This window comes from Modestobacter sp. VKM Ac-2982 (genome assembly GCF_026967935.1).
Taxonomy (GTDB): domain Bacteria; phylum Actinomycetota; class Actinomycetes; order Mycobacteriales; family Geodermatophilaceae; genus Modestobacter.
Window position 1 is genome coordinate 66269 of the sequence record NZ_JAPVBL010000001.1, and the last position, 23207, is coordinate 89475.

General features: G+C 73.9%; 21 protein-coding genes. 16 read left to right on the forward strand and 5 right to left on the reverse strand.

Going from position 1 to position 23207, the window contains the following annotated elements; genetic code table 11:
- Positions 1-88: 88 nt before the first annotated feature.
- Positions 89-925, forward strand: a complete 837-nt coding sequence (locus O2W20_RS00325; protein ID WP_269169765.1) for a dienelactone hydrolase family protein — start codon at positions 89-91, stop codon at positions 923-925.
- 18 nt (positions 926-943) lie between these two features.
- On the opposite strand, the gene O2W20_RS00330 is transcribed toward O2W20_RS00325, so the two are convergent.
- Both O2W20_RS00330 and O2W20_RS00335 read right to left on the reverse strand, forming a co-directional pair.
- On the reverse strand, positions 944-1318 hold the full coding sequence (locus tag O2W20_RS00330) for a VOC family protein (protein WP_269169766.1): 375 nt from the start codon (positions 1316-1318) through the stop codon (positions 944-946).
- A gap of 106 nt (positions 1319-1424) precedes the next feature.
- The gene (locus O2W20_RS00335; protein ID WP_269169767.1) at positions 1425-2702 is read right to left on the reverse strand and encodes a right-handed parallel beta-helix repeat-containing protein; all 1278 of its coding nucleotides are present in this window, start codon (positions 2700-2702) and stop codon (positions 1425-1427) included.
- 335 nt (positions 2703-3037) lie between these two features.
- Between O2W20_RS00335 and O2W20_RS00340 the strand changes: the two genes are divergently transcribed.
- Together O2W20_RS00340 and O2W20_RS00345 are read left to right on the forward strand one after the other, a co-directional pair.
- Entirely contained in the window at positions 3038-4051 is a 1014-nt protein-coding gene (locus O2W20_RS00340) for an ABC transporter ATP-binding protein (protein ID WP_269169768.1), read from the forward strand.
- Positions 4048-4995 carry an ABC transporter permease subunit gene (locus tag O2W20_RS00345; RefSeq protein WP_269169769.1) on the forward strand — a complete coding sequence of 316 codons (948 nt, stop codon included), beginning with the start codon at positions 4048-4050 and terminating at the stop codon, positions 4993-4995. The genes O2W20_RS00340 and O2W20_RS00345 overlap by 4 nt, the downstream gene beginning before the upstream one ends.
- A 12-nt stretch (positions 4996-5007) precedes the next feature.
- Here the strand turns inward: O2W20_RS00345 and O2W20_RS00350 are convergent, their stop codons facing one another.
- The gene (locus O2W20_RS00350; RefSeq protein ID WP_269169770.1) at positions 5008-5823 is read right to left on the reverse strand and encodes a response regulator transcription factor; all 816 of its coding nucleotides are present in this window, start codon (positions 5821-5823) and stop codon (positions 5008-5010) included.
- A 134-nt stretch (positions 5824-5957) separates the two neighbouring features.
- Positions 5958-6668 carry a LuxR C-terminal-related transcriptional regulator gene (locus O2W20_RS00355; RefSeq protein WP_269169771.1) on the reverse strand — a complete coding sequence of 237 codons (711 nt, stop codon included), beginning with the start codon at positions 6666-6668 and terminating at the stop codon, positions 5958-5960.
- Between the two features lie 377 nt (positions 6669-7045).
- Here O2W20_RS00355 and O2W20_RS00360 point away from each other — a divergent pair, with 377 nt between their 5' ends.
- The 11 genes from O2W20_RS00360 (at position 7046) to O2W20_RS00410 (ending at position 18420) form a co-directional block, all read left to right on the forward strand.
- The gene (locus O2W20_RS00360; RefSeq protein ID WP_269169772.1) at positions 7046-7372 is read left to right on the forward strand and encodes a TcmI family type II polyketide cyclase; all 327 of its coding nucleotides are present in this window, start codon (positions 7046-7048) and stop codon (positions 7370-7372) included.
- A gap of 32 nt (positions 7373-7404) precedes the next feature.
- Entirely contained in the window at positions 7405-9135 is a 1731-nt protein-coding gene (gene accA, locus O2W20_RS00365) for an acetyl-CoA carboxylase carboxyltransferase subunit alpha/beta (RefSeq protein ID WP_269169773.1), read from the forward strand.
- Positions 9132-9662, forward strand: coding sequence for an acetyl-CoA carboxylase biotin carboxyl carrier protein (locus tag O2W20_RS00370; protein WP_269169774.1), 531 nt, complete (start codon positions 9132-9134; stop codon positions 9660-9662). Before accA ends, O2W20_RS00370 begins: the two co-directional genes overlap by 4 nt.
- Complete coding sequence (locus O2W20_RS00375) at positions 9659-11194, forward strand: acetyl-CoA carboxylase biotin carboxylase subunit (RefSeq protein WP_269169775.1); 1536 nt, start codon at positions 9659-9661, stop codon at positions 11192-11194. The genes O2W20_RS00370 and O2W20_RS00375 overlap by 4 nt, the downstream gene beginning before the upstream one ends.
- Complete coding sequence (locus O2W20_RS00380) at positions 11146-11415, forward strand: acyl carrier protein (RefSeq protein WP_269169776.1); 270 nt, start codon at positions 11146-11148, stop codon at positions 11413-11415. Before O2W20_RS00375 ends, O2W20_RS00380 begins: the two co-directional genes overlap by 49 nt.
- Positions 11416-11490: 75 nt before the next feature.
- The gene (locus O2W20_RS00385; RefSeq protein ID WP_269169777.1) at positions 11491-11985 is read left to right on the forward strand and encodes an SRPBCC family protein; all 495 of its coding nucleotides are present in this window, start codon (positions 11491-11493) and stop codon (positions 11983-11985) included.
- On the forward strand, positions 11982-12956 hold the full coding sequence (locus tag O2W20_RS00390; protein WP_269169778.1) for an ACP S-malonyltransferase: 975 nt from the start codon (positions 11982-11984) through the stop codon (positions 12954-12956). The genes O2W20_RS00385 and O2W20_RS00390 overlap by 4 nt, the downstream gene beginning before the upstream one ends.
- Positions 12953-13384, forward strand: coding sequence for a cupin domain-containing protein (locus O2W20_RS00395; RefSeq protein WP_269169779.1), 432 nt, complete (start codon positions 12953-12955; stop codon positions 13382-13384). Before O2W20_RS00390 ends, O2W20_RS00395 begins: the two co-directional genes overlap by 4 nt.
- A 79-nt stretch (positions 13385-13463) precedes the next feature.
- On the forward strand, positions 13464-14753 hold the full coding sequence (locus O2W20_RS00400) for a beta-ketoacyl-[acyl-carrier-protein] synthase family protein (RefSeq protein WP_269169780.1): 1290 nt from the start codon (positions 13464-13466) through the stop codon (positions 14751-14753).
- The gene (locus tag O2W20_RS00405) at positions 14750-15991 is read left to right on the forward strand and encodes a beta-ketoacyl synthase N-terminal-like domain-containing protein (protein ID WP_269169781.1); all 1242 of its coding nucleotides are present in this window, start codon (positions 14750-14752) and stop codon (positions 15989-15991) included. Before O2W20_RS00400 ends, O2W20_RS00405 begins: the two co-directional genes overlap by 4 nt.
- Positions 15988-18420 (forward strand): FAD-dependent oxidoreductase, encoded by a 2433-nt coding sequence (locus O2W20_RS00410; RefSeq protein ID WP_269169782.1) that lies wholly within the window; start codon positions 15988-15990, stop codon positions 18418-18420. Before O2W20_RS00405 ends, O2W20_RS00410 begins: the two co-directional genes overlap by 4 nt.
- Before the next feature lie 55 nt (positions 18421-18475).
- On the opposite strand, the gene O2W20_RS00415 is transcribed toward O2W20_RS00410, so the two are convergent.
- Complete coding sequence (locus O2W20_RS00415; RefSeq protein WP_269169783.1) at positions 18476-18985, reverse strand: hemerythrin domain-containing protein; 510 nt, start codon at positions 18983-18985, stop codon at positions 18476-18478.
- Positions 18986-19108: 123 nt separating this feature from the next.
- On the opposite strand from O2W20_RS00415, the gene O2W20_RS00420 reads away from it, so the two are divergent.
- Together O2W20_RS00420 and O2W20_RS00425 are read left to right on the forward strand one after the other, a co-directional pair.
- Entirely contained in the window at positions 19109-21172 is a 2064-nt protein-coding gene (locus tag O2W20_RS00420) for a hydantoinase/oxoprolinase family protein (RefSeq protein ID WP_269169784.1), read from the forward strand.
- Positions 21169-23058, forward strand: a complete 1890-nt coding sequence (locus O2W20_RS00425) for a hydantoinase B/oxoprolinase family protein (protein ID WP_269169785.1) — start codon at positions 21169-21171, stop codon at positions 23056-23058. The genes O2W20_RS00420 and O2W20_RS00425 overlap by 4 nt, the downstream gene beginning before the upstream one ends.
- The last annotated feature ends 149 nt before the right edge of the window (positions 23059-23207 follow it).

Below are 23207 nucleotides of genomic sequence, written 5' to 3' on the forward strand. Positions count from 1 at the left end.
CGCAGGATCGTCACGGACGGGTGAGCCGGATCGACCGGACACGGCCGGAGGACTCGACCTATCGGCCTGCGTGCCCCACGATCAGCCGATGACAGAGTCGTCATCCGCCGTCCTGGCCGGCTGGGCTCCCGAGCCCTTCACCAACGCCGGCATCACCCACACCCTGTACACGCGCGGCTCCGGGCCGGGCGTGGTGCTGCTGCCCGAGGTACCGGGCCTGACGCCGGAGGTGCTGGGCCTGGCCGACCACCTGGTCGGCGCCGGGTTCACCGTCACCGTCGTGGAGCTGTTCGGTGACCCGGGCCGGCCGATGAGCCCCGGGTACGCGGCACGCAGCTTCGCCGGGGCGTGCATCAGCCGGGAGTTCCGCGCCTTCGCCAAGCGGGCCGACCGGCCGGTGGCCGAGTACGTCCGCGCCGTGGCCCGCCGGGTGCACGACCGAGTGGGTGGGCCGGGGGTCGGGGTCATCGGCATGTGCTTCAGCGGGGGCTTCGCGCTCGCCTCGGCCGCCGAGCCGGCCGTGCTCGCGCCGGTCGCCAGTCAGCCGTCGACGCCGCTCCCGCTGACCCCCGGCCGCCGGCGTGACCTCGGCATGTCCGACCGGGAACGCGAGGCTGTCCAGCGGCGGGTCAGCAGCGAGGGCCTGTGCCTGATGGGGCTGCGGTTCAGCGAGGACGCCGCCTCCCCCAGTGACCGCTTCCGGGCCCTGCGCGCGGCGTTCGGAGACGGCTGGCTGCCGGTGTCGCTGAACAACCGGCCGGGCAACGACGCGGGCATCGGCCAGCGCGAGCACCAGGTGCTGACCAGCGCGGACGTGGAGACCCCTGGCCACCCCACCCACGAGGCACGCGAGCAGGTCGTGGCCTTCCTGCGGGAACGGCTGGCCACCCAGCCGGCGGACCGGGTCGGCGCCGGGACGAGCTGACCGCACGGCCCGGCCGGGTCACTCCGGGAGGTGGAGGCAGAACGGGTGGCCGGCCGGGTCGAGCAGCACCCGCACGTCGGCCTGCGGCTGGAAATCCGCGACGGTCGCGCCCAGCGACTGGGCGAACTGCACCGCGTCGTCCAGGTCGTCCACGGCGATGTCCAGGTGCGCCTGCATCCGCGGGTCACCGGGGCCGGCCGGCCAGACCGGGGGCACGTGGTCGGCCTCCAGCTGGAACGACAGGCCCGGCCCGCCCGGGCGCAGCGTGGCCCACTCGGGGTCGTCGGTCCCGACCGGCCAGCCGAGCAGCGTCGCGTAGAAGCGCGCCAGTCCCCGCGGGTCCGGGGTGTCGAGCACGGTGGCGGTCAGCGTCATCCGCGGTCGGTCGGGCACGGCAGCCTCCTCGGGGGTCGATGGGCTCAGCTCACCACGGGCCAGGCCCGCCGGCAGGGCACGAGGCCCCCTCCCGTCCGGGAGGGGGCCTCGCACGGTGCGCTCGTCAGCGGGCGCAGATGTCCGCCGGGTCGCTCACCCCGCACTTGTTGTTCCGGAAGGTGATCCCCGGGCCGGCCTCCTGCAGCAGCGTGCCGGGGATCGGCCGGGTCACCCAGATGTCGACCGGCTGGTTGTCCACGATCCGGTTCGACTTCACCTCGATGTTCTCCACCAGCCCCGGGCCGGCGACGCCGGGCGGGAGGGTGCCCGGCGGCGGGGCGAAGCTGACCAGCGTCAGTCCACCGGCCGGGTAGTTGATCGGGGCCGCCCCGGCCGGGATGACCGGGCGGTTGCCGGTGATCAGGTTGCCGACGACCCGCACGGAGTCGGCGTTCGTGATGGACATGCCGACCCCGGAGACCAGCTGCTCGCCGCCGCGCCCGGCGATGCAGTAGCGGTTGTTGGCGATCGAGGCGTTGGCCTTGATCGTGAAGTCACCGCCCTGGACCTGCCGGGTGGCGTCCGGGACCTCCGTCACCGCGTCGTCGAAGAAGAGCACGCCGACGCAGTTGCCGGTCACCTTGTTGGCGGTGATGGAGCCGCCGCGCGACTCGCGGACGAAGATGCCGAGGTTGAAGGCCTCGACGTAGTTGGCGGTGATCCGCGCGTTCGCGTTGTCGGAGTCACCGACCCCGACTCCGGCGGTGCCGGCGAACCACGGCGCACCCCGGTCGACGCCCTTGTACACGTTCCCGGCGATCGTGATGTCCGTGGACGCCGCGGCGAGCACGCCGTACCGCTCGTGGCCGATGCCCGAGGTGGCCTTGACGGTGAAGCCGTCGGCCTGCCACCCGACGATCCCGCTGGCCGGGTGGTTGCGGGTGCCGAGCTTCGCGACGGTGACCGGGCTGTCCGGGTTCAGGAAGAAGATCCCGGACACGTCGTCGGCCAAGGTGCCGGGATCGCCCTCGTTGTCCGTGCCCTCGCTGGCCGTCCAGCAGGCGTTGGGCGCGACGTCGGGCAGCGGTGCGCCCTGGCCCCACTCCGGCCAGGTGATGAGCGTGGTGTTGGGGCCGGAGCCGATGATCTTCAGGCCCTTGCCCTCGACGCACACGGCCTCCTGGTAGGTGCCGGGCGCGATCTTGATGGTGTCGCCGGAGGACGCCCGGTCGACCGCCGCCTGGATCGACTCCCCCGGGTGCACCACCAGGGTGCTGGGGCCGCCCGCGGCGGCGGTGCCCGCCGGCAGGGCCGCGATGGTCAGTGCTGCAGCCAGGACGATCGTCCGGCTTCGGGTCTGCCAGCTGGTCCGATCGGCCCTCGCTGTGCTGGTGCTTCTCATTCTCGCCCTCCTGGAAGGAACCGCGCTGGTGAGCCGCGCCGGTGCGGCGCCCACTCCGACGTCCCGGTCCCGCATCGGTCCCGAGGCGAGGACAACCCTCGATCACGCGCCGCACCGCGCCCAGACGCCGCGGGTCGACAACTCCCCCCCACCCGAGGTGGCAGGCCGCGACCAGCGGAGGAGCCGACCCCCGACCTCGGTCGTGTCCAGGACCGGTCCCGGGTCGTACCTCTTGGTTGACTCGCGCACCCCAGGTCTGCCGCCCGCCGAGGGATTTGTGGATCGTCCCCGGGTCGCCGTCGACAGCGGGCGGGCGCTGGGAGCACAGTCCCGCCATGCCCCCAGCGCAGGCCGTCGGTGCGCGGCCCCTCGTCGAGCCCCGCCCCAGCGACGAGGTGGTGGTGATCGCCGGCCTCACGAAGCGCTACGGGTCGCGGACCGTCGTCGACGACCTCTCCCTCACCGTGCGCCGGGGGGAGGTGTACGGCTTCCTCGGCCCCAACGGGGCGGGCAAGACGACCACCCTGCGCGCGCTCCTCGGCCTGGTGCGCCCGACCAGCGGGACGGCCTCGGTGCTGGGCCGGCCGGCCGGGGCGGCGTCGTCGGGCGTCGGAGCACTGATCGAGGGCCCCGGCTTCTACCCCTACCTCTCCGGCCGGGAGAACCTCCGGGTGCTGGCCCGGTACGCCGGCGCGCCCGCGGGGCGGGTCGACACGGTGCTGGAGACGGTCGACCTGACCGACCGCGCCCGCGACCGGTACAGCACCTACTCCCTGGGCATGAAGCAGCGACTGGGCGTCGCCTCGGCGCTGCTCAAGGACCCGGAGCTCGTCGTCCTGGACGAACCGACCAACGGGCTGGACCCCGCAGGCATCTCCGACATGCGGGCCCTGCTCCGCCGGCTCTCCGCCGACGGCCACACCGTGCTCCTGTCCAGCCACCTCCTCGGGGAGGTCGAGCAGGTCTGCGACCGGGTGGCGGTGATCTCCTCCGGCCGGCTGGTCGTCGAGAGCAGCGTCGGTGAGCTGCTGGGGCTCCACCGGCTGGTGATCGACGCCGAGCCGCTGGGCGAGGCGGCCGCGATCACCACCCGGCTGCTCGGCCCGGAGCGGGTCTCCGTCGTCGGCGGGGCCGTGCACGCCCAGGCCGGGCCGGAGGACGCCGCCCGGATCAACCGGGCGCTGGTGCTGGCCGACGTCGAGGTGTCCGGGCTCCGCCAGGAGGCGCAGACCCTCGAGGCGGTGTTCCTGCAGATGACCGGTTCGGAGCTCGCCGCCGCCGGCCCCGATCCGGACGGTCCTCCGGCGCAGCGGACCGGGCGGCTGTCCCGGAGAGGAGCGGCACGGTGAGCACGACGACGGAGACCGGCGGTCCCGGCAGCGGGACGCCGGAGACGGAGCAGCCCGCGAGCGCGACCGGGCGACCCGCGGAGCCCACGGGCCGGACGGCGGGGTCGCTGGGGGCGATGATCAGCGCCGAGCTGACCAAGCTGCTGCGGCGACCGGCGACCTGGGTGCTGCTCGGGTTGTGGCCCGCGCTGCAGCTGGTGTTCAGCACGGTCATCCCCTACGTCAGCTACCAGCGCGGCGCCTCGTTCGAGGGCCTGCCTCCGGAGGCAGTGCTGGCGAGCATGCTGCCGGACCAGCTGGTGCTGAACTCGCTCTCCGGGCTGCCGCTGTTCGGCGGGGCGCTGCTGCTGACCCTCGGCGCCCTGCTGGCCGGCAGTGAGTACGGCTGGGGAACCCTGAAGACCCTGCTCGGCCAGGGCCCCCGCCGGCTCCAGGTGCTGGCGGCCCAGCTCCTGGCGCTGCTCGTGGTGCTGGCCGTGACCGTGCTGGTGAGCTTCGGGCTGACCGCGCTGGCGAGCGGGGCGATCGCCGCCGGCGAGTCCGCCGCCGCCGACTGGCCGACGGCCGGCCGGCTCCTCCGGGGGCTCGGCGGCGGACTGCTGATCGCAGCCACCTGGGGCGCGCTGGGCCTGCTGCTCGGGCACGCACTGCGCAGCACCGCCCTCCCGATCGCACTCGGGCTGGTCTGGGTGCTGGCCGCGGAGAACCTGATCGTGAACGTCGCCGCGCCGCTGCTCGGGGCGTTCGACACCGCCCAGGCCGCGTTGCCCGGGGTCAACGCGGGTTCGCTGGTCGCCGCACTCGCCGGGAACGGCGCGACCCTCCGCACACCCGGGGTGGCGGCGATCGTCGACGGAGCCCAGGCCGCCGGGGTGCTGGCCGGGTTCCTGGTGCTCTTCACGGCGCTCACCGCGCTGCTGTTGACCCGGCGCGACGTGGTCTGAGCGGGCCGGTGCTCAGGCGGCCGGGGCGTGGTCCCGGTTGACCAGGATGGCCAGCTGCGTCCGGGTCCGGACGTCGAGCCGGCGCATCACCGCCGTCAGGTGGCTCTTCACGGTCGCCGAGCTGAGGAACAGCCGCCCGGCGATCTCCTCGTTGCTCAGCCCCTGCGCCACGAGCTCGGCCACCTCCCGCTGGCGTTCGGTCAGCCGGTCGAGCGCCCGGGCCACCACGGTGGGCCGCGGCACCTCCCCGGTCAGCTGGCGCACGAGCTGACTGGTCACGTCGGCGTCGAGGGCGGGCTCCTGGCGGGCGAGCGCGCGCACCGCCTCGACCAGCCGCTGCGCGGCTGCGCGACGCGGCAGGAAGCCTCGGACCCCGCACTGCAGGACGTCCATCAGGCCGGTCCGGCTCCCGCCGTTCGCCTCGGCGAGCACGAGCACCCCGACCCCGCGCTGGCACAGCTCGCGGAGCACCGGCAGCGCGGCGCTGCCGACCAGGCTCTGCCGGACGACGACGACCCGGCTCCCCGGGCCGTCCGCGGCCGCCAGCACCTCCGCCAGGTCGGCGGTCTCGGCGACGACCGCGATGTCGGGCTGCGCCTCGAAGACCGACCGGAGCCCGAGGCGGAAGACCTCCTGGTCCTCGCAGAGCAGCACCCGCACCAGGGGCCGCGGTGGCCGCTGCGCACACGGCCGGAGGTCGGACCGGGGCGGTGCGGGAGCCGGCCCGACCACCACGTCGTGCAGCAGGGCCCGGGCGCTCGGTGGACCGGCTGCCCGACGGCGTGCATCGACGTGCCCCGGATCCGTCCCCGGGTCGGCAAGGCTCATGCGGACTCCCCCTGATGCTGCCGCAACGACCGCTCTGACCGCCCCGATGAGCCGGCGAGAGCTGCGGTGACAGAACGGTAACGGACAATCGAGTGTCGGTGTCGGTTTTCGTCCACGGAACTCACAGCCCGCGCTCAGGCCTGCAGGTCGCCGGCCGTACGGTGGAAGTGGATCGCCAGCTGGGTGCGGTCCCGCAGCCCCAGCCGACGCAGCGCCACCGTGATGTGCCCCTTGACGGTCGCCCGGCTGACGTCGAGCCGCTGGGCGATCTCCGCGTTCGTCAGGCCCTCGGCGACCAGCCGGGAGACGGCCAGCTGCCGGGCGGTCAGTGCCCCGGCGGACGACGCCCGCGAGCCGTCGGCGTGCCGCGGGGCGTCGTCGAGCCGGTGCAGCAGCTCCCCGGTGGCGGCGGCGTCGAGCACCACCTCGCCCTGGGCCACCGCCCGCACCCCGTCGACCAGACGCTGCGGGCTGACCGTGGTGTGCACGTAGCCGCACGCACCGGCCTGCAGCGCGTCGACCAGCTCGCCGCCCGCGCCGGGCTCGCCGAGGAGGATCACCCGCACCCCCAGGTCGCTCAAGGAGCGCACCAACTCCGCCACGACCGGCGCCCACGCGCCCAGGCCGACCACGGTGACGTCGGGCCGGAGCCGGGCGGCGAGGACCAGCGCGTCGGCCGCCGACCCCGCGTCGGCGACCACGCGCAAGTCCGTCGCCCGGAGCAGCACCGCGCGGAGCCCGTGCCGCAGCACCTCGTGGTCGTCGCAGATCAGCACCCGGAAGGGGACACCGTCGCTCCCGGACAGCACCTCCGGGGCCGTGCCTGCGAACGGGTCGCCGGTCATCCCTGTCAACTCCGCTCGTCACGGGCGCGGGGCGATCGCCTGGATACCACCAGTCTCGGAAGTTAGGGGATGACACACGGTGCACGCCACCGCCTTGGGCGCGTTCGGGCCGAATGCCCCGCCGGTTCATACCCGGGTCGTGGTCCCTGCGCTCCGGGGCGCGCTCCGTGACTGCTCCGGTCGTTGGGGGTGACCGACGGCGGACGGGCCACCCCGCGCGGCCGGCGCGCAACGCCGCCCTCCCTCCGGACGAGGCGACACCCCCTCCCCCACCCCTGGGCGCCCCTCCGGAACCGCCCGTCCGGCCGATGCCCGAGCACCCGCCGCCGCCCTAGCGTTCGCCTCGTTCGTCCGGTCCCGACGCCGTAGGAGCAACCGTGCACGAGACGATGATCATCGCGAAGATGGACCCGGCCGACGCCGACGACGTGGCCGCCGTCTTCGGGCGCTACGACGCGACGTCGATGCCGCACGAGATCGGGGTGCGACACCGGTCGCTCTTCCAGTTCCACGGGATCTACGTGCACCTGGTCGGCTTCGACCGCCCCCCGGCGGAGGCGATGCAGGTCGCCCAGTCGCTGCCGGCCTTCCGTGCCGTGAGCGAGGACCTGAAGCCCTACATCGAGGCGTACAGCCCCACCTGGCGCTCACCGCAGGACGCGATGGCCCGCCGCTTCTACCACTGGACGTCCTCGCCCGAGTGAGGCGAGCGGCAGCACACGGTTGAGAGGCCGACATGACACGTTCCTCGATGACCACGCCCGGGGTGCCCGCACCCCGGGTACCGGCGGACTGGACCTCCTGCCCCGCCTGCGGGTGGCTGCTGTACCGGAAGCGACTGGAGCGTGAGCTGCACGTCTGCCCGGAGTGCGACGCGCACCTCCGGCTCGGCGCCCGGGCCCGCATCGACCAGCTCGTCGACCCCGGCAGCTTCACCGAGACGGTCTTCCCGCAGCGCGACGGGGACCCGCTGGACTTCACCGACCTGCGCCCCTACCCGGACCGGCTGCGGGACGCCGCGCACCGCTCCGGGGAGTCCGAGGCGGTCGTCGTGGGGGTGGCCGCGATCGGTGGCACCGCCGTGACCCTCGCCGTCATGGACTTCGGCTTCCTCGGCGGCAGCATGGGCGTGGAGGTCGGGCGCCGGGTGAGCGGCGCCGCCGCACTGGCGCTCGAGCGCGGCCTGCCACTCCTGGCCGTGTGCGCCAGCGGTGGGGCCCGGATGCAGGAGGGCGTCTTCTCCCTCTTCCAGATGGCCCGGGTGAGCGAGGCCTTCGGCCGGCTCCGCGAGGCGGGGCTGTTCTCCGTCTGCGTGCTCACCGACCCCACCTACGGGGGCGTGTCCGCGTCGTTCGCCACGCTCGCCTCGGTCCTCGTCGGTGAGCGCGGCGCGCACGTGGGCTTCGCCGGCCCGCGGGTCGTGCAGGAGACGATCCGGGCCGAGCTCCCCAGCGACTTCCAGACCGCGGAGTTCTTGCTGGCCCACGGCCTGGTCGACCGGGTGGAGAGCCGGGCCGAGCTGCGCCCGCTGCTGGCCCGGCTGCTGGCCCTGCACGCGCCGGACCGGCCACGGGAGGCGGCCGAGGACGAGCCGGACGCCACCGCCGCCGACGACACGCCGCCGCTGGACAGCGACCCGTGGGAGGTCGTCCAGCGGGCCAGGGTGGTCGAGCGGCCGACCACGCTGGACTACCTGCACACCGCCTTCGACGACTTCGTCGAGCTGCACGGCGACCGCGCCTTCGGCGACGACCCGGCCCTGATCGGCGGAGTGGCCTCGATCGGCGGGCACTCCGTCGTCGTCCTCGGGCACGAGAAGGGGCACTCGGTCCGCGAACGGGTGGCCCACGAGTTCGGGATGCCGCACCCGGAGGGCTACCGCAAGGCGCTGCGGCTGCTCGGGCACGCGGAGGCGCACTCGCTGCCCGTCGTCACGCTGGTCGACACCCCGGGCGCCCACCCGGGACCCGAGGCGGAGGAGCACGGCCAGTCCCACGCGATCGCCGAGATCATCATGCGCAGCAGCCGGCTGCGCGTGCCGGTGGTCTCGGTGGTGACCGGGGAGGGCGGCAGCGGCGGCGCGCTGGCGCTGTGCACCTCCGACCGGTTGCTGGTGCTGGAGAACGCCTACCTGTCGGTGATCAGCCCCGAGGGCTGCGCCGCCATCCTGTGGCGGACGTCCACCGCCGCACCGACCGCCGCCCGGGCCATGCGGCTGGGCGCGGCGCACCTGTACCGCTCCGGCATCGCCACCTCCGTGGTCGCCGAGCCCCCGGGTGGGGCCCACACCGATCCCGCCGCGGCGGCGCGGCTGCTCCGCGCCGCGATCCGCCGGGAGCTGGACGAGCTCGTCGGCCATGACGTCGAGACCCTGCTCGCGGCCCGGTCGCGGCGGTTCTCCCGGATCGACGTCGACGACGGCCGGCCGGTGCGGGCCCTGCAGCCCGTCCTGCCGGTGGAGCGGTGACCGTGCGCCCCGGGGAGCTCGCCCAGCGAGCCGAGGTGCCCGGCCCGCCGGCCGGGGAGGACGACGCGGTCCGCTCGCTGCGCGAGGACGTGCTGCACCTGGCCCGGACCCTGCCCGGGGGGCTGCGCCGGCTCACCGTGCGCAGCGGGGACAGCTCGATCGAGGTCGAGTGGGCCGCCGAGGACCACGCGGCGTCCGACAGCCCGGGCGTCCCCGGGCAGCGCAGTCTCACCCTCGCGACCGACCCCTCCGCCGACCCGGAGGTCCCGGCGGACCTCACCGCCGTCCACGCGCCGCTGGTCGGCACGTTCTACGCGGCGCCCGCACCGGAGGCCGGGCCGTTCGTCCAGGTCGGGGACGAGGTCGAGGCCGGTCAGACGCTCGGGATCGTCGAGGCGATGAAGCTGATGAACCCGATCGTGGCCGAGGAGCCGGGCGTGGTCGCCCAGGTCGTCGTCGGGGACGCCGAGTCGGTGGAGTACGGGCAGGTGCTGATGTACCTGCGCTGCGACGGGGCCCCCCGGTGATCAGCCGGCTGCTCATCGCCAACCGCGGTGAGATCGCCGTCCGGATCGCCCGCGCCTGCCGGGAGCTCGGCATCGAGGTGGTCGCCGCCTGCTCCACCCCCGACCGGGACTCCGCGGTCGTGGAGATGGCCGACGAGTCCGTCCACATCGGCCCGTCCGCGCCACGGCACAGCTACCTGCACGTGCCCAACCTGATCGAGGCGGCGCTGCGCACCGGCGCGGACGCCGTGCACCCCGGGTACGGCTTCCTCTCCGAGGACCCCGACTTCGCCGAGATCTGCGAGAAGGAGGGGCTCACCTTCGTCGGCCCGCCGCCGGAGGTCATGCAGCAGATGGGCAACAAGGCCACGGCCCGGCGGCTGATGACCGACGCCGGCCTGCCGCTGCTGCCCGGGGTCGTGGAGCCCGTCCGGACGGCGGAGGAAGGCCGCGCCATCGCCGACGAGATCGGCTACCCGGTGATCATCAAGGCCGTCGCCGGTGGCGGAGGCCGCGGGATGACCGTGGTGACCGACCCGGCGGACTTCGCCGAGGCCTTCGCCAGCACGCGGGCGGTCGCCCGGGCGGTCTTCCGCGACGCCACCGTCTACGTGGAGCGCTACCTGACCCGGGCCCGGCACGTGGAGGTCCAGGTCCTCTGCGACGCGCACGGCTCGGGCGTCTCGCTCGGCGAGCGGGACTGCTCCCTCCAGCGGCGGCACCAGAAGCTGCTGGAGGAGGGCCCGGCCGGTCACCTCTCCCCCGAACAGCGGGAGGAGCTGGGCGCCCTGGCCGTGCAGGGCGCCCTCTCGGTCGGCTTCACCGGGGCCGGCACCGTCGAGTTCCTCGTCGACGCGGCCGGGGCGTACTTCATGGAGATGAACGCCCGGATCCAGGTCGAGCACCCGGTCACCGAGATGCTCACCGGCGTCGACCTGGTCCGCGAGCAGCTGCTGGTCGCCGGCGGCCGGCGGCTCCAGCTGCGGCAGGAGGACGTCGTCCCGCGCGGAGCCGCGATCGAGTGCCGGATCAACGCCGAGGACCCCACCCGCGGCTTCGCCCCGGCACCCGGGCACCTCGACGTCCTGCGTCCGCCGGGCGGCCCGTGGACGCGGTTCGACACCGGCTACCGCCAGGGCGACGACGTCAGCCCGCACTACGACTCGCTGCTGGGCAAGCTCATCGTCTGGGCGCCCGACCGCGACCAGGCGATCCGGCGGATGGACCGCGCGCTGGCCGAGCTGCGGGTCGAGGGCCCCGGCCTGCGCACCACCGCCGACCTGCACCGGGCCCTGCTGCGCCACCCCGACGTGTGCGCCGACCGCCACGACATCGAGTTCCTCGACCGCGCCCTGCCCGACCTGCTCGTGCAGGCAGCAGCCCTCGGCGAGCACTCGACCACCGGGCTCCCCGTCCCGCACGGCCCCCTGCAACTCGTCCCGGCCCCCGAGCAGCACCGGCCGGAGGCTCCCGCCCATGCACCGTCCCAGGAAGGAACACCGCCATGTCCATCCCAGCCATGCCCAACGCCCCGTTCACCCTCGACGACCTGATGGACCTGCTGTCGGAGAAGGCCGGTCTCCCGCCGGAGTCGCGCACCACCGACCCCGACGCGCACTTCTCCGACATCGGGCTGGACTCGCTGGCCTTCCTCTCGATGCAGACGGAGCTGCACGACCGCTTCGGCACCGAGATGCCCGACGACGACGCGGAGCGCTACACGCTCGGCGACATCGTCGAGACGGTCTGCGCTGCCCAGTCCCAGCCGGCCTGAGGCCCGGCCTCGTCCCTCCCGGGACGGGGCCGGACCCCGCCGCCGTCACACCCCATCGACCACCGGAGGACCCAGATGAGCACTCCCGAGAACACCGGTCGGACCGTCGGCCACACCGACAACTCGATCTTCATCGACGCCGACATCGACCACGTGTGGCGGATGACCAACGACCTGCCGTCCTGGCCGGACCTGTTCACCGAGTACGCCGAGGTGGAGGTGCTCGCGCACACCGGCTCGACCTTCCGGTTCCGGCTCAAGATGCACCCCGACGAGAGCGGCCGGGTCTGGAGCTGGGTCTCCGAGCGGACGCTCGACGAGGCGCGGCACGAGGTGGTGGCCCACCGGGTCGAACCCGGTCCCTTCGAGTTCATGGACATCCGGTGGAGCTACGCCCCGGAGGGCACCGGCACCCGGATGCAGTGGGTGCAGGACTTCCGGATGCGCCCGGAGGCCCCCATCGACACCGCGGGCATGACCGAGCGGATCGACGCGAACAGCAAGATCCAGATGGCTGTCATCCGGGACAAGGTGGAGGCGGCCGCCCGGCATCCGGAGCCTGCTCGGTGACCGGGCCCCGCACCGGGGCGGCCGTCGTCCTCCCGGGCGAGTGGACCACCGCACCCGGTGCCCTGGAGGCGTGGCTGCCCGACCCGGCCGCCCGGGACGTCGTGGCCGAGGCCTCCGACGTCCTGGGTCGGGACGTCGTCGCGTGGTGGGGCGACCCGCTCAACCTGCACGACCCGGCGGTGGCCCACCTGGCCTCCCTCGTGGTCGGGGTGGCGGGCGCCCGCTGCCTGGCGCACGCCGGCCTCCAGCCGGTCGCCGTCGCCGGGCACGGCGTCGGCGAGTACGCGGCGCTGGTGGCCGCCGGCGCCCTGCGCCTGGACCAGGTGGTCGACCTCGTCGACTGCCGGGCCGAGATGCTGGCGCACTCGCCCCGCCCGTCCTCCGCCGGGATGGCCGCCGTCGTGGGGCCGGGGGCCGGCGACGTCGCCCGCGCGGTGATCGCGGACCTGGGGGACACCTCGGGCCTGGCGATCGCCGCGTACGACGGCCCGGCCCAGGTGGTGCTCTCCGGCTGGTGCCCCGAGTTGGCCCATGCCCGGGAGTCCGTCCTCGCGGTCGGCCTGGACCTGGTCCGGCTGCCGGGGCGGGCCGCCGCCCACGGCCCGCTGATGCAGTCGATCGCCGCCCGCCTGACCGACTCGTTCGACGAGCTGGACTGGTCCGTCCCGGACGTGCCCGTCCTGTCCAACGTCGACGCCCGGCCCTCCCGCGACCCGGAGCACCTGGCCGGCTGCCTGCGCCGGCACCTGACGTCGCCGGTGCAGTGGGAGGCCAGCGCGCACGCCCTGGTGGAGGAAGCGGGGGCGACCTGGGTCGTCGAGGTCGGCGCCGTCCCGACCCTGGGCCCGCTCATCCGCCAGGTCCACCCCGACCTCCCGGTCCGCCTGGCCACCGGACCGGGGCTGCCCGACCCGCCCGCACGTCCAGCACACGCGCTCACCGGCGCTGCGCCCAGCAGAGGAGAGAGATGACCACCATCCAGCACCCCACGGCGAAGGTGCGTTGCGGGCCCACCGTGTCCCGGTCGGACGCCGCCCCCAACCGCCGCCGCGGAGGTGACATCCGGGTGCTGCTCTCGCCGACCAGCGTGGGCGCCACCGCCGGGTTCATGGGCACGCTCACCCTGGAGCCGGGCGAGGTCGTGACCGAGCACTGGCACCCGTACTCGGAGGAGTTCCTCTACTGCGTCTCCGGCGACGTGCTGGTCACGCTGGACGGCGAGGAGCGCCGACTGGGCGGGGAGTCGGCCCTGCACATCCCGATCGGGGTGCGGCACCGGATCGTCAACGACGGCGTCGAGCCGGCGTTCTTCGTCTTCCTGGCCGGCCCGCTGGCCCCCCGGCCGGAGCTCGGCCACGTCGACACCGAGCCCTCGCCGGGCTCCATGGGCGTCCGGTGAGCACCGCGATGACGACGCGCGAGCGAGCATCGCAGGGAGCGCCAGCGACCGAGGAGCGGAACGAGCGCGGAGCCGAGCAATGAGCACGGCGCGCCGGGTCGTCATCACCGGGATCGGCGTCGTCGCGCCCGGCTCGATGGGCCGAGAGGGCTTCTGGGAGATGATCACCGCCGGCCGGACGGCGACCCGGCGGATCACCTTCTTCGACCCCAGCCGCTTCCGCTCCCAGGTCGCCGCCGAGGTCGACTTCGACGGGCGCAAACAGGGCCTGACGGCGCACGAGGTGTTCCGCAACGACCGCTTCGTGCAGATGGCCGTGGTCGCCGCCGACGAGGCGGTCGCCGACAGCGGGCTGGCGTTGGGCAGCGGCGCCCTGGAGGCCCCCGACCCCGACCGGGTGGGCGTCGTCCTCGGGAGCGCCGTCGGGGCCACCATGCGGCTGGAGAACGAGTACGTGGCGGTCAGCGACGCCGGCACGCACTGGCTGGTGGACCCGCAGTACGCCTCCCGGTTCCTGCACCACGCCCTGGTCCCCAGCTGCGGGGCCACCGAGCTCGCCGTGCGCTTCGGTGCCCACGGGCCGGCCACCGTGGTCTCCACCGGCTGCACCTCCGGCATCGACGCCGTGGGCTACGGCAGCCAGCTGATCGAGGACGGCGACGCCGACGTCGTCCTCGCCGGGGCCAGCGACGCCCCCATCTCCCCCATCTCGATGGCCTGCTTCGACACCATCCGGGCGACCACCGGCAACAACGACGACCCGGCGCACGCCGCCCGGCCGTTCGACGCCCGCCGCGACGGCTTCGTGATGGGCGAGGGCTCCGCGGTGCTGGTGCTGGAGGAGCTCGAGCACGCCCGCCGGCGGGGGGCGGACGTCTACTGCGAGGTCAGCGGCTACGCCAACCGCTGCAACGCCCATCACATGACCGGGCTGCGCCCGGATGGCGTGGAGATGGCCGAGGCGATCCGGCTGGCGCTGGACCAGGGCCGGATCGACGCCGACGAGGTGGGCTACGTCAACGCGCACGGTTCGGGGACCAAGCAGAACGACCGGCACGAGACGGCCGCGGTGAAGCTCAGCCTCGGCCCGACCGCCCAGCAGGTCTCGATGAGCTCGATCAAGTCGATGATCGGCCACTCGCTGGGCGCCATCGGCTCGATCGAGATCGCCGCCACCGCGCTGGCGGTGCAGCGCGGCGTGGTGCCGCCGACGGCGAACTACGAGGTGCCCGACCCCGAGTGCGACCTGGACTACGTGCCCAACACCGCCCGGGAGCAGAAGGTCGACGTCGCGCTGTCGGTGGGCAGCGGGTTCGGCGGCTTCCAGTCCGCGATCGTGCTCGCCCACCCGACGAGGAGGACCCCGTGACCGGGCTGGTCGTCACCGGGATCGGCGTGGTCGCGCCGACCGGCGTGGGCGTGGAGGCGCACTGGTCCTCGCTGGTGCGGGGCGAACCGGCCATCCGGCCGATCGTCGGCTTCGACCCCGCGCAGTACGGCGTCTCGCTGGCCGGGCAGGTGACCGGCTTCGTCCCCACCGACCACGTCGACCCCCGGCTGATGGTGCAGACCGACCGGTGGACGTGGATGTCGCTGGCGGCGGCCACCCTCGCCGCGCAGGACGCCGGGTACACCGCCCCCGAGGACGCCTACGCCACCTCGGTGTTCCTGGCCGCGGGCTCCGGCGGCAACGAGTTCAGCCAGCACGAGATCCAGGGGCTGTGGGCCAAGGGACCCAAGTCGGTCGGCGCGTACCAGTCGATCGCCTGGTTCTACGCGGCCAGCACCGGCCAGATCTCCATCCGGGACGGCTACAAGGGGCCCTCCGGGGTCGTGGTGAGCGAGGGCGCGGGCGGGCTGGACAGCATCGGCTGGGCCCGCCGCGTCGTCCGCCGGGGAACCCCGGCGGTGCTGGTCGGGGGCACCGAGGCCGGGGTGACCCCGTACGCCCTGCTCTGCCAGGCGACCAGCGGCCGGCTCTCCACGGCGACGGCCCCGGAGGACGCCTACAAGCCGTTCGACCGGCGTGCCTCGGGCCACGTCGTCGGCGAGGGCGGTGCGATCCTGCTCGTCGAGGAGCCCGGCGCCGCCCGGGCCCGCGGGGTGGAGCGGGTGTGGGGTGAGGTGGCCGGCCACGGCGCCACGCACGACGCCCACCACCACGCCGATGCCGCTCCCGACGCCCGGCAGTACGCCCGGGCGATCCAGCTCTCCCTCGCCGACGCCGGGATCACCCCCGACGACGTGGACCTGGTCCTCGCCGACGGGGCCGGCGTGCCGGAGCTGGACGCCCTCGAGCTCGAGGCGCTGCAGCGGGTGTTCGGTGGTCGCGCGGACCCGGTGCCGGTGACCGCGCCGTCGTCCTGGACCGGACGGCTGATGGCCGGCGGCTCGGCGCTCAACGTGGCCACCGGGCTGCTGGCCATGCGGGACGGGATCGTGCCCGGCACCGCGTACCTCGACGACCCCGTCGACGCCCCCGGCCTCGACCTCGTCCAGCACAGCCGCGCCCAGCAGGTCGAGACGGTCGTCGTCCTCGCCCGGGGGTTCGGCGGATTCAACAGCAGCCTGGTGCTGCGCCGGCCCACCGAGGAGAGGACGTCATGACGACGTTGGAGGACGCCGCCACGGCCACCGCCGCAGAACCGGGCGGCGCGGTCCGCACCCTGCTGCGGATGCGGGTGCGGGAGGGCTGCGAGGAGCGGTTCGAGGAGGCGTGGCGCACCGCCGCCGTCCAGATCGCCGGGGAACCGGGCAACGTCAAGCAGGAGCTGATGCGCGACGCCGACGACGCCCGCACGTTCCTGATCGTCGGCGAGTGGGCCGACCGGGCGGCCGTGGACGCGTTCGGCCGGTCCGCCGCCCGGGAGGCGCTGACCGCGTCGCTGCGGGACCTGCGGGAGGACGCCGACCGGAGCACCTACGAGATCCGGTACGGCATCGCCGGGGGCGAGCAGGGCTCGCACGTCCGGGTGGACATCAGCACCCGGGTGGCCCCGGGCGAGGAGGAGGCGTTCGAGCGGGCGTACGCCATCGTCACCGACCGGCTGCGCGGGACGCCCGGCCTGATCCGGGAGGAGCTGCTCCGGGAACCGGGCTCGGACATCTTCCACATCTTCGCCGAGTGGGAGTCCGACCAGGACTTCCGCAACTGGGTGGACGACCCCTCGCACGCCGACCAGAGCGGTCCGCTGATCCGCTGGCTGTCGGTCTTCTTCGAGCGGAAGCTCTACGAGATCCGCTTCCGCCCGCAGGAGGCCGGGGTCCGCGGCGTCCGGCCCACCCGTCCCGCCCCGGCCCCCGCAGCGCCGGAGACCACCAGCGTGCCGGCGCCCCGGACCGAACCGGCGGTCGCGGTCGCTCCCCCGCCGGTGGACGTCCCGACCCGCACCGCGTGCGAGGTGCTGGTGGTCGGCGCGGGCCCGACCGGGCTGACCGCGGCGATCGAGCTCGCCCGGCGGGGCATCGCCGTCCGGGTCGTGGACCAGCGCAGCGAACCCGCCGCCCAGGCGGACAAGGCCATCGGCGTGCACTGCCGGACGATGGAGATCTGGGAGGACCAGGGCATCGTCGCCGAGGCGATGGACGCCGGCAGCTGGCTGCACGGGCAGACCGTCTTCGTCAACGGGAAGCAGACCCACCAGGTCGACTGGTCCGGGCTGGAGGAGCTGCCCTACGCCCACCTCGGGCTGCCGCAGTACGAGACCGAACGGATCCTCATCGACCGGCTGACGTCCCTCGGCGTCCGGGTCGACCGGGGGGGCGAGCTCACCGGCTTCACCCAGGACGACGACGGCGTCACCGCCGAGCTCGTCGACGCCGCGGGCAACCGGTCGAGCACCCGGGCGCAGTACCTGATCGGCGCCGACGGGTCCGGGAGCGTCGTCCGGGAGCAGCTCGGGCTCACCTTCGACGGCGGCCTGTCGATGTTCCCGCAGCTGTTCATGCTCGGGGACGTCGACGTCGACTGGGAGATGCCGCCGGGCCACCTGGTGCGCTGGGTCCGCATCGAGGAGGACGGCGACTTCACCGGCATGCTGGTCTGCGTGCCGCTCAAGGGCCGCAACCGGTACCGGGTGGCGACGCTGGCGCCGCAGCGGCTGCAGAAGACGATCGGCAGCGGGGTCGTGCCGCCCGGGTTCTGGAAGGAGTACGACCCGCCGGGGCTGGCCGACATCCAGGCCGCGATCGACGACCTCGGCCCGGCCGGGACGACGGCGAGCAACCTGCGCTGGTCGTCGATCTTCCGGGTCAAGCACGGCATCGTCGACCGGTACCGCACCGGCCGGGTCTTCGTCGCCGGGGACGCTGCCCACCTGCACCCGCCGGCCGGAGGCCAGGGCATGAACACCGGGATCCAGGACGCCTGGAACCTGGCCTGGAAGGTGGCCCTGGCCGTCCGCGGGCAGGCCTCCGCCGGCCTGCTGGACAGCTACGAGGCCGAGCGGCGGCCCGCGGGCAAGGCCATCGTCGACCGGGCCGTGGCCATCGCGTTCACCGACGAGATGGACATGGACGACGAGCGGGCGCAGTTCCTGCTCGAGATGCAGATGACGATGAACTACGCCGACAGCCCGCTGGTCGGGGAGGTCACCGGCCCGGCCGGGTTCACCGGCGGGCCGCTGCCCGGGCACCGGGCACCCGACGTGCTGGGGCTCCGCCGGTTCGGCGTCGCCCACGACGTGCGGCTGTTCGACCTGACCCGGGGCACGCACGCCACCCTGCTGCTGACCGCCGGGGACGGGACCGGCGCCGAGGAACTGCACGCCCTGGAGGAGCTGGCCGCCTCGGTCCGGCAGGCCACCGGGGGCCAGGTGCGCCCCTACCTGGTCGCCGGCCCGGACGTCGCCGTCCCGCCGCTGGTCGACCTGCCGGTCCTGCGGGACGCGCGCGGTGCGCTCGCCGCCGCCTACGGCACGGGCGGCCCGGGGACGGCGGCCTACCTGGTGCGGCCCGACGGGCACGTCGGCTTCCGGACCCGGCCGGTGAGCGAGCAGGCCCTGCGCGAGCACCTGGCGGGGGTGTTCACCGGCTGAGGTCCATGGCCCCGCACGGCGCGCGCCGTGTGGGGCCCCCCGCCTCCGACACCGGTCAGCTGTTCGCGGCGATGTACTCCTCCGGGTCCTTGTCCCGGATCGGGACGCCGGCGAAGTGCGTGGCCTCGTAGGTCAGGAACTGCACGGCGATGTCGTGCCGGACCTGCAGGTCGGCATGGTGCCGGAAGTCGAGCAGGTCCTCCCGCTCCTCCTCTGCCATGTGGTCGTCGTTGGCCTTGCGCGCCTCCCACACCGCCGTCCACCACTCGTCGCTGCCGACCTGGTGGTCCTGGGTCTTCCGGACGGCGTCCCGGATCTCGTTGTGGTCGGAGACCGCGTCCTCGACCTCGTCGTGCACGCCGCCGTCCGGGTTGCCCTTCCCCAGCTTGAGCACCTGCGGGTAGAAGTACTTCTCCTCGCCCTCGGCGTGCACCTCGAGGAAGGCGGCCAGCCGGTCCCACATGGCGCCCAGCGCGTCGTTGTCACCGCGGGGCATCTCGTCGAGCAGCGCGAACATGCGCCGCTGCTGGTGGTGCTGCTCCAGGATGATCTCGGTGATGTCCATGGTGGGTCGTTGCCCCGGGCGACCGGTCGGGATGCGCCGTCCGCCGGTCGAACTGACGAACAGGACGACGTTCGTCGGTCAGCGTCTTCCGGTCGAGGTATCTCAGCACTAAGGTTTCTCGACATGAGCTCTCGCCGGGTCCGCATCGGGATCGACACGGGCGGCACCTTCACCGACGTGGTCGCCGTCGACGAGGAGACCGGGGAGGTCGCCACCACCAAGACGCCGTCCACACCGAGCGACCCGGCCGACGGCTTCCTCGCCGGCGTGCAGAAGGTGCTCGGCCAGCTGGGCCTGGACGGGTCGTCGGTGACCGCAGTCAGCCACGGGACGACGGTCGCCACCAACCAGCTGCTCGAGGGCAAGCTGGACCGGATCGGCTTCATCACCACCGAGGGCTACGGGTCGGTGCTGGAGATCGCCCGCCAGTCGGTGCCCGACGGCTACGGCAACAGCTACTTCTGGGTCAAGCCGCCGCGGATCGTGCCGGCCGACCTGGTCCGCACGGTGCGCGGCCGGCTCGACGTCAGCGGCGCCGAGGTCCGGCCCTTCTCGCCCGAGGACGCCGTCGCCGCCGCCCGGTTCTTCCGCGACGCCGGGATCACCACGATCGGCGTCTGCTTCCTGCACTCCTACGCGAACGACGCGCACGAGCGGGCGATGCTCGACGTGCTCCACGTGGAACATCCGGGCGCCGTGGTCTCGATCAGCTCCCAGGTGCTGCGCGAGTACCGCGAGTACGAGCGCTCGGTGACCACGCTCGTCGACGCCGCGGTGAAGCCGAAGGTCGGCGCCTACGTCACCAACATCCGCCGCCGCCTCGACGAGATCGCCCCCGCCGTCCCCTTCTACGTGATGAAGAGCAACGGCGGCGTGCTCAGCGCGGCCGAGGTGGTGCACCAGCCGATCACCACGATGCTCTCCGGCCCCGCCGCGGGCGCCCTGGGCGCCGCGCTGATCGCCGGCACCGCCGGGTTCGACCGGGTGCTCACCTGCGATGGCGGCGGCACCTCCACCGACGTCACCGTGGTCATCGACGGCGAGCCGACGCTGACCACCGAGGGCTCGGTCGGCGACTACCCGTCCAAGATCCCGATGATCGACGTCGTCACCGTCGGCGCCGGCGGCGGCTCGATCGCCTGGCTGTCGCCGGAGGGCACGCTCAAGGTGGGGCCGAAGTCGGCCGGCGCCGACCCGGGGCCCATCTGCTACGACAACGGCGGCGAGCAGCCCACGGTCACCGACGCGCACGTCGTCCTCGGCCGGATCCCCCCGCACCTGCTGGGCGGGGAGATCCCGCTGTCGGTCGACGCGGCGCGGGCCGGGCTGGAGCAGCTGGCCGGGAAGCTCGGTCTGTCGGTCGAGGCGCTGGCCAGCGGGATCCTGGAGATCTCGGCGTGGAACCAGGCCAATGCGCTGCGCCAGGTCACCGTCGCCCGCGGCCTCGACGTCCGCGACTTCACCCTCACCACCTTCGGCGGCTCCGGCTCGCTGCTGGCCTGCCGGCTGATGGACGTGCTGGGGCTGCCCCGCACGCTGGTGCCGCCGAACCCGGGCAACGTCAGCGCGTTCGGGCTGCTGACCGTCGACGTCCGCAACGACTACGTGCAGACGATGGTCGCCCGGCACGCCGACGTCTCCCCCGCCACCCTGGCCACCGCCTTCGCCGACCTCGAGGGCCAGGCCGAGGTGGCCCTGGACGGCGAGGGCTTCCCGCGCAGCGAGCAGCGGATGCAGCGCACCGCCGACCTGCGCTACGTCGGCCAGGCCTTCGAGGTGCGGGTCCCGGTCGGTGCGGGCGAGCTGGACCAGGCGGCGATCGACGCGGTGGCCACCGCCTTCCACGCGGCGCACCGCCAGCTCTACGGCTACGACTTCGCGACCGACCCGCGCCAGGCGGTGGAGTGGGTGAACCTGCGGGTGAGCGGGATCGGCCCGATCCGCCGGCCGGAGATCGTCGAGCCGTCGTCGTCCGACCGGGACGCCCGCCGCGGCACCCGGCCGGTCTTCTTCGACGAGTGGGTCGAGGCGCCGCTGTTCTGGCGACCCGACCTCTCCCCCGGCGACGTCGTCGCCGGCCCGGCGATCGTCGAGGAGTTCGGCTCCACCGTCCCGGTGCACCCGGGTTTCTCCGCCACCGTCGACCGTTTCGGCAACCTGCTGCTCACGAAGGAGACCACCCGATGAGCACCGATCAGGGCCAAAATCGCGACTTTGGCCCCTCCGCCGCCGATCCGGTGCTGGTCGAGATCGTGGCCGGCACGCTGGCCGCCATCGAGAAGGAGGTGGAGACGTCGATCGGGCGGACCTCCCGCTCCCCGATGATCCGCGACGCGCACGACTTCCGGGCCGGCATCCACGACCGGCAGCTGCGCAAGCTCACCGGCCGCTCGTACTCCGCACTGGTGCAGCCGGTGGTCCGCGACCACCCGATCGACACGATGAACCCCGGCGACGTCTACTTCCACAACGACGTCTACCTGTCCGAGGGCGGGATCGGCCACCTGCCCGACCTGTGCGTGACGGTGCCGGTCTTCGCCGACGTGGCCGGTCAGCCGACCGTGGTCGCCTTCATCCAGGCGTTCGGCCACCACGACGACATCGGCGGCGCGGTGCCGGGCTCGATGCCGTCGGCGGCCACCAGCGTGTTCGAGGAGGGCCTGATGGTCCCCCCGATCAAGCTGTGGGACCGCGGCGTCCGCAACGACGCCGCGCTGACGATCATGACCCGCAACTCGCGGATGCCCGACTCGCTCGCCGCCGACCTGGACGCCGAGTGCTCGGCCTGCCTGGCCGGGGCGCGCCGGCTGGGCGAGCTGTTCGACCGGTACGGCGTCGCTGCGGTGGAGGCGTGCTTCGAGTCGATCCTGAGCAGCTCGACCGAGGTGTACCGGCGGGAGATCCTCTCCCAGATCCCCGACGGCTCCTACGTCTGGGAGGACTACGCCGAGCACGACGGCGTCGACGCCCCCCAGCTGCACCGGCAGCGGATCACGCTCACCATGGACTCCACCAAGGACGTCCCGCTGGTCATCGACTTCACCGGCACCGGCCCGCAGGCCAAGGGGCCGATCAACCACTGCGGCGACTACGCCGACGGCAACTTCCTGAAGAAGTGGCTGGCGCCGATCCTGCGCAACCTGGCCGAGTCACCGGAGCGGATGGCGCAGCTGGACGTCAACGAGGGCGTCGTCCCGCTGATCGAGATGCGGTTCCCGGAGAAGGGCACCCTGCTCACCCCGATCTTCCCGGCGCCCACCAACGCCCGGACGTTCGTGATCCTGCGACTGCTCGGCGTGCTGGCCGGGGTGCTGGCCAAGGCGACCGGCGGTCGGATGCCCGCCGACCAGGAGACGATCCGGTACACCGGCGTCTACGGCACCGACGCCAACGGCGAGCCGTACCTGATGCGCGAGGTGCTCGGGGGCGGCTCCGGCGGGCGGTACTACGCCGACGGCGAGGACACCATCCACGTCGTCCCGGACTCCCGGAACCTGCCCACCGAGTTCACCGAGTCCCGGTTCCCGCTGCGGATCGAGCGGCTCGCCCTGGCGAAGGACTCCGGCGGCCCGGGCCGGTACCGCGGCGGCTGCGGCTACGAGAAGGACATCCGGGTGCTCCGGGACGCGCACTTCATGTCCATCGCCGACCGGTCGATCCTGTCCTGCTGGGGGGTGAAGGGCGGCAAGGCCGGGCGACCGTTCTCGATCACCGTGGACCCGGGTGGGCCGGACGAGCACGAGGTCGACGCGCTGGCCGACGCCGAGCCGCTGAAGGCCGGCACCGTGGTGCGGGTGCGGACGACGGGCGGCGGCGGCTGGGGCGACCCGCTGGACCGGCCGGTCGAGGAGGTGCTGCGGGACATCGCCTGGCACAAGGTCAGCGTCGCCGGCGCCCGGGACGACTATGGCGTGGTCGTGCGGGACGACGGCACGGCGGACGACGCCGCGACCGAGGCCCTGCGCGCGTCGATGCGGGCCGCACGTCCGGATGTCGAGCCGTTCTTCGACCGCGGCCCCGGCTACGCGCTGCTGTCCGGCGGCGAGACGTACAACGAGTTCGACCTCCTCTGACCGGGCCCGTCACGATCCGGTCACACCCGCCCGGCGCGAGGAACGCGCCGGGGGCGGGCGGTACGTACCGGTCCGTCACGAGTCGGCGACAGGTGCTCGCCGTCGAGCGTGATGCGACCGGCTGAGGCAATGGCTGTGGTGTCCGAACT

Excerpts from the sequence above, each read along its gene's own strand:
- O2W20_RS00325 (WP_269169765.1), top strand. The coding sequence starts at position 89 with ATGACAGAGTCGTCATCCGCCGTCCTGGCCGGCTGGGCTCCCGAGCCC.
- O2W20_RS00335 (WP_269169767.1), bottom strand. The coding sequence starts at position 2,702 with ATGAGAAGCACCAGCACAGCGAGGGCCGATCGGACCAGCTGGCAGACC.
- O2W20_RS00340 (WP_269169768.1), top strand. The coding sequence starts at position 3,038 with ATGCCCCCAGCGCAGGCCGTCGGTGCGCGGCCCCTCGTCGAGCCCCGC.
- O2W20_RS00350 (WP_269169770.1), bottom strand. The coding sequence starts at position 5,823 with ATGAGCCTTGCCGACCCGGGGACGGATCCGGGGCACGTCGATGCACGC.
- O2W20_RS00355 (WP_269169771.1), bottom strand. The coding sequence starts at position 6,668 with ATGACCGGCGACCCGTTCGCAGGCACGGCCCCGGAGGTGCTGTCCGGG.
- accA (WP_269169773.1), top strand. The coding sequence starts at position 7,405 with ATGACACGTTCCTCGATGACCACGCCCGGGGTGCCCGCACCCCGGGTA.
- O2W20_RS00380 (WP_269169776.1), top strand. The coding sequence starts at position 11,146 with ATGTCCATCCCAGCCATGCCCAACGCCCCGTTCACCCTCGACGACCTG.
- O2W20_RS00385 (WP_269169777.1), top strand. The coding sequence starts at position 11,491 with ATGAGCACTCCCGAGAACACCGGTCGGACCGTCGGCCACACCGACAAC.
- O2W20_RS00395 (WP_269169779.1), top strand. The coding sequence starts at position 12,953 with ATGACCACCATCCAGCACCCCACGGCGAAGGTGCGTTGCGGGCCCACC.
- O2W20_RS00400 (WP_269169780.1), top strand. The coding sequence starts at position 13,464 with ATGAGCACGGCGCGCCGGGTCGTCATCACCGGGATCGGCGTCGTCGCG.
- O2W20_RS00410 (WP_269169782.1), top strand. The coding sequence starts at position 15,988 with ATGACGACGTTGGAGGACGCCGCCACGGCCACCGCCGCAGAACCGGGC.
- O2W20_RS00415 (WP_269169783.1), bottom strand. The coding sequence starts at position 18,985 with ATGGACATCACCGAGATCATCCTGGAGCAGCACCACCAGCAGCGGCGC.
- O2W20_RS00420 (WP_269169784.1), top strand. The coding sequence starts at position 19,109 with ATGAGCTCTCGCCGGGTCCGCATCGGGATCGACACGGGCGGCACCTTC.
- O2W20_RS00425 (WP_269169785.1), top strand. The coding sequence starts at position 21,169 with ATGAGCACCGATCAGGGCCAAAATCGCGACTTTGGCCCCTCCGCCGCC.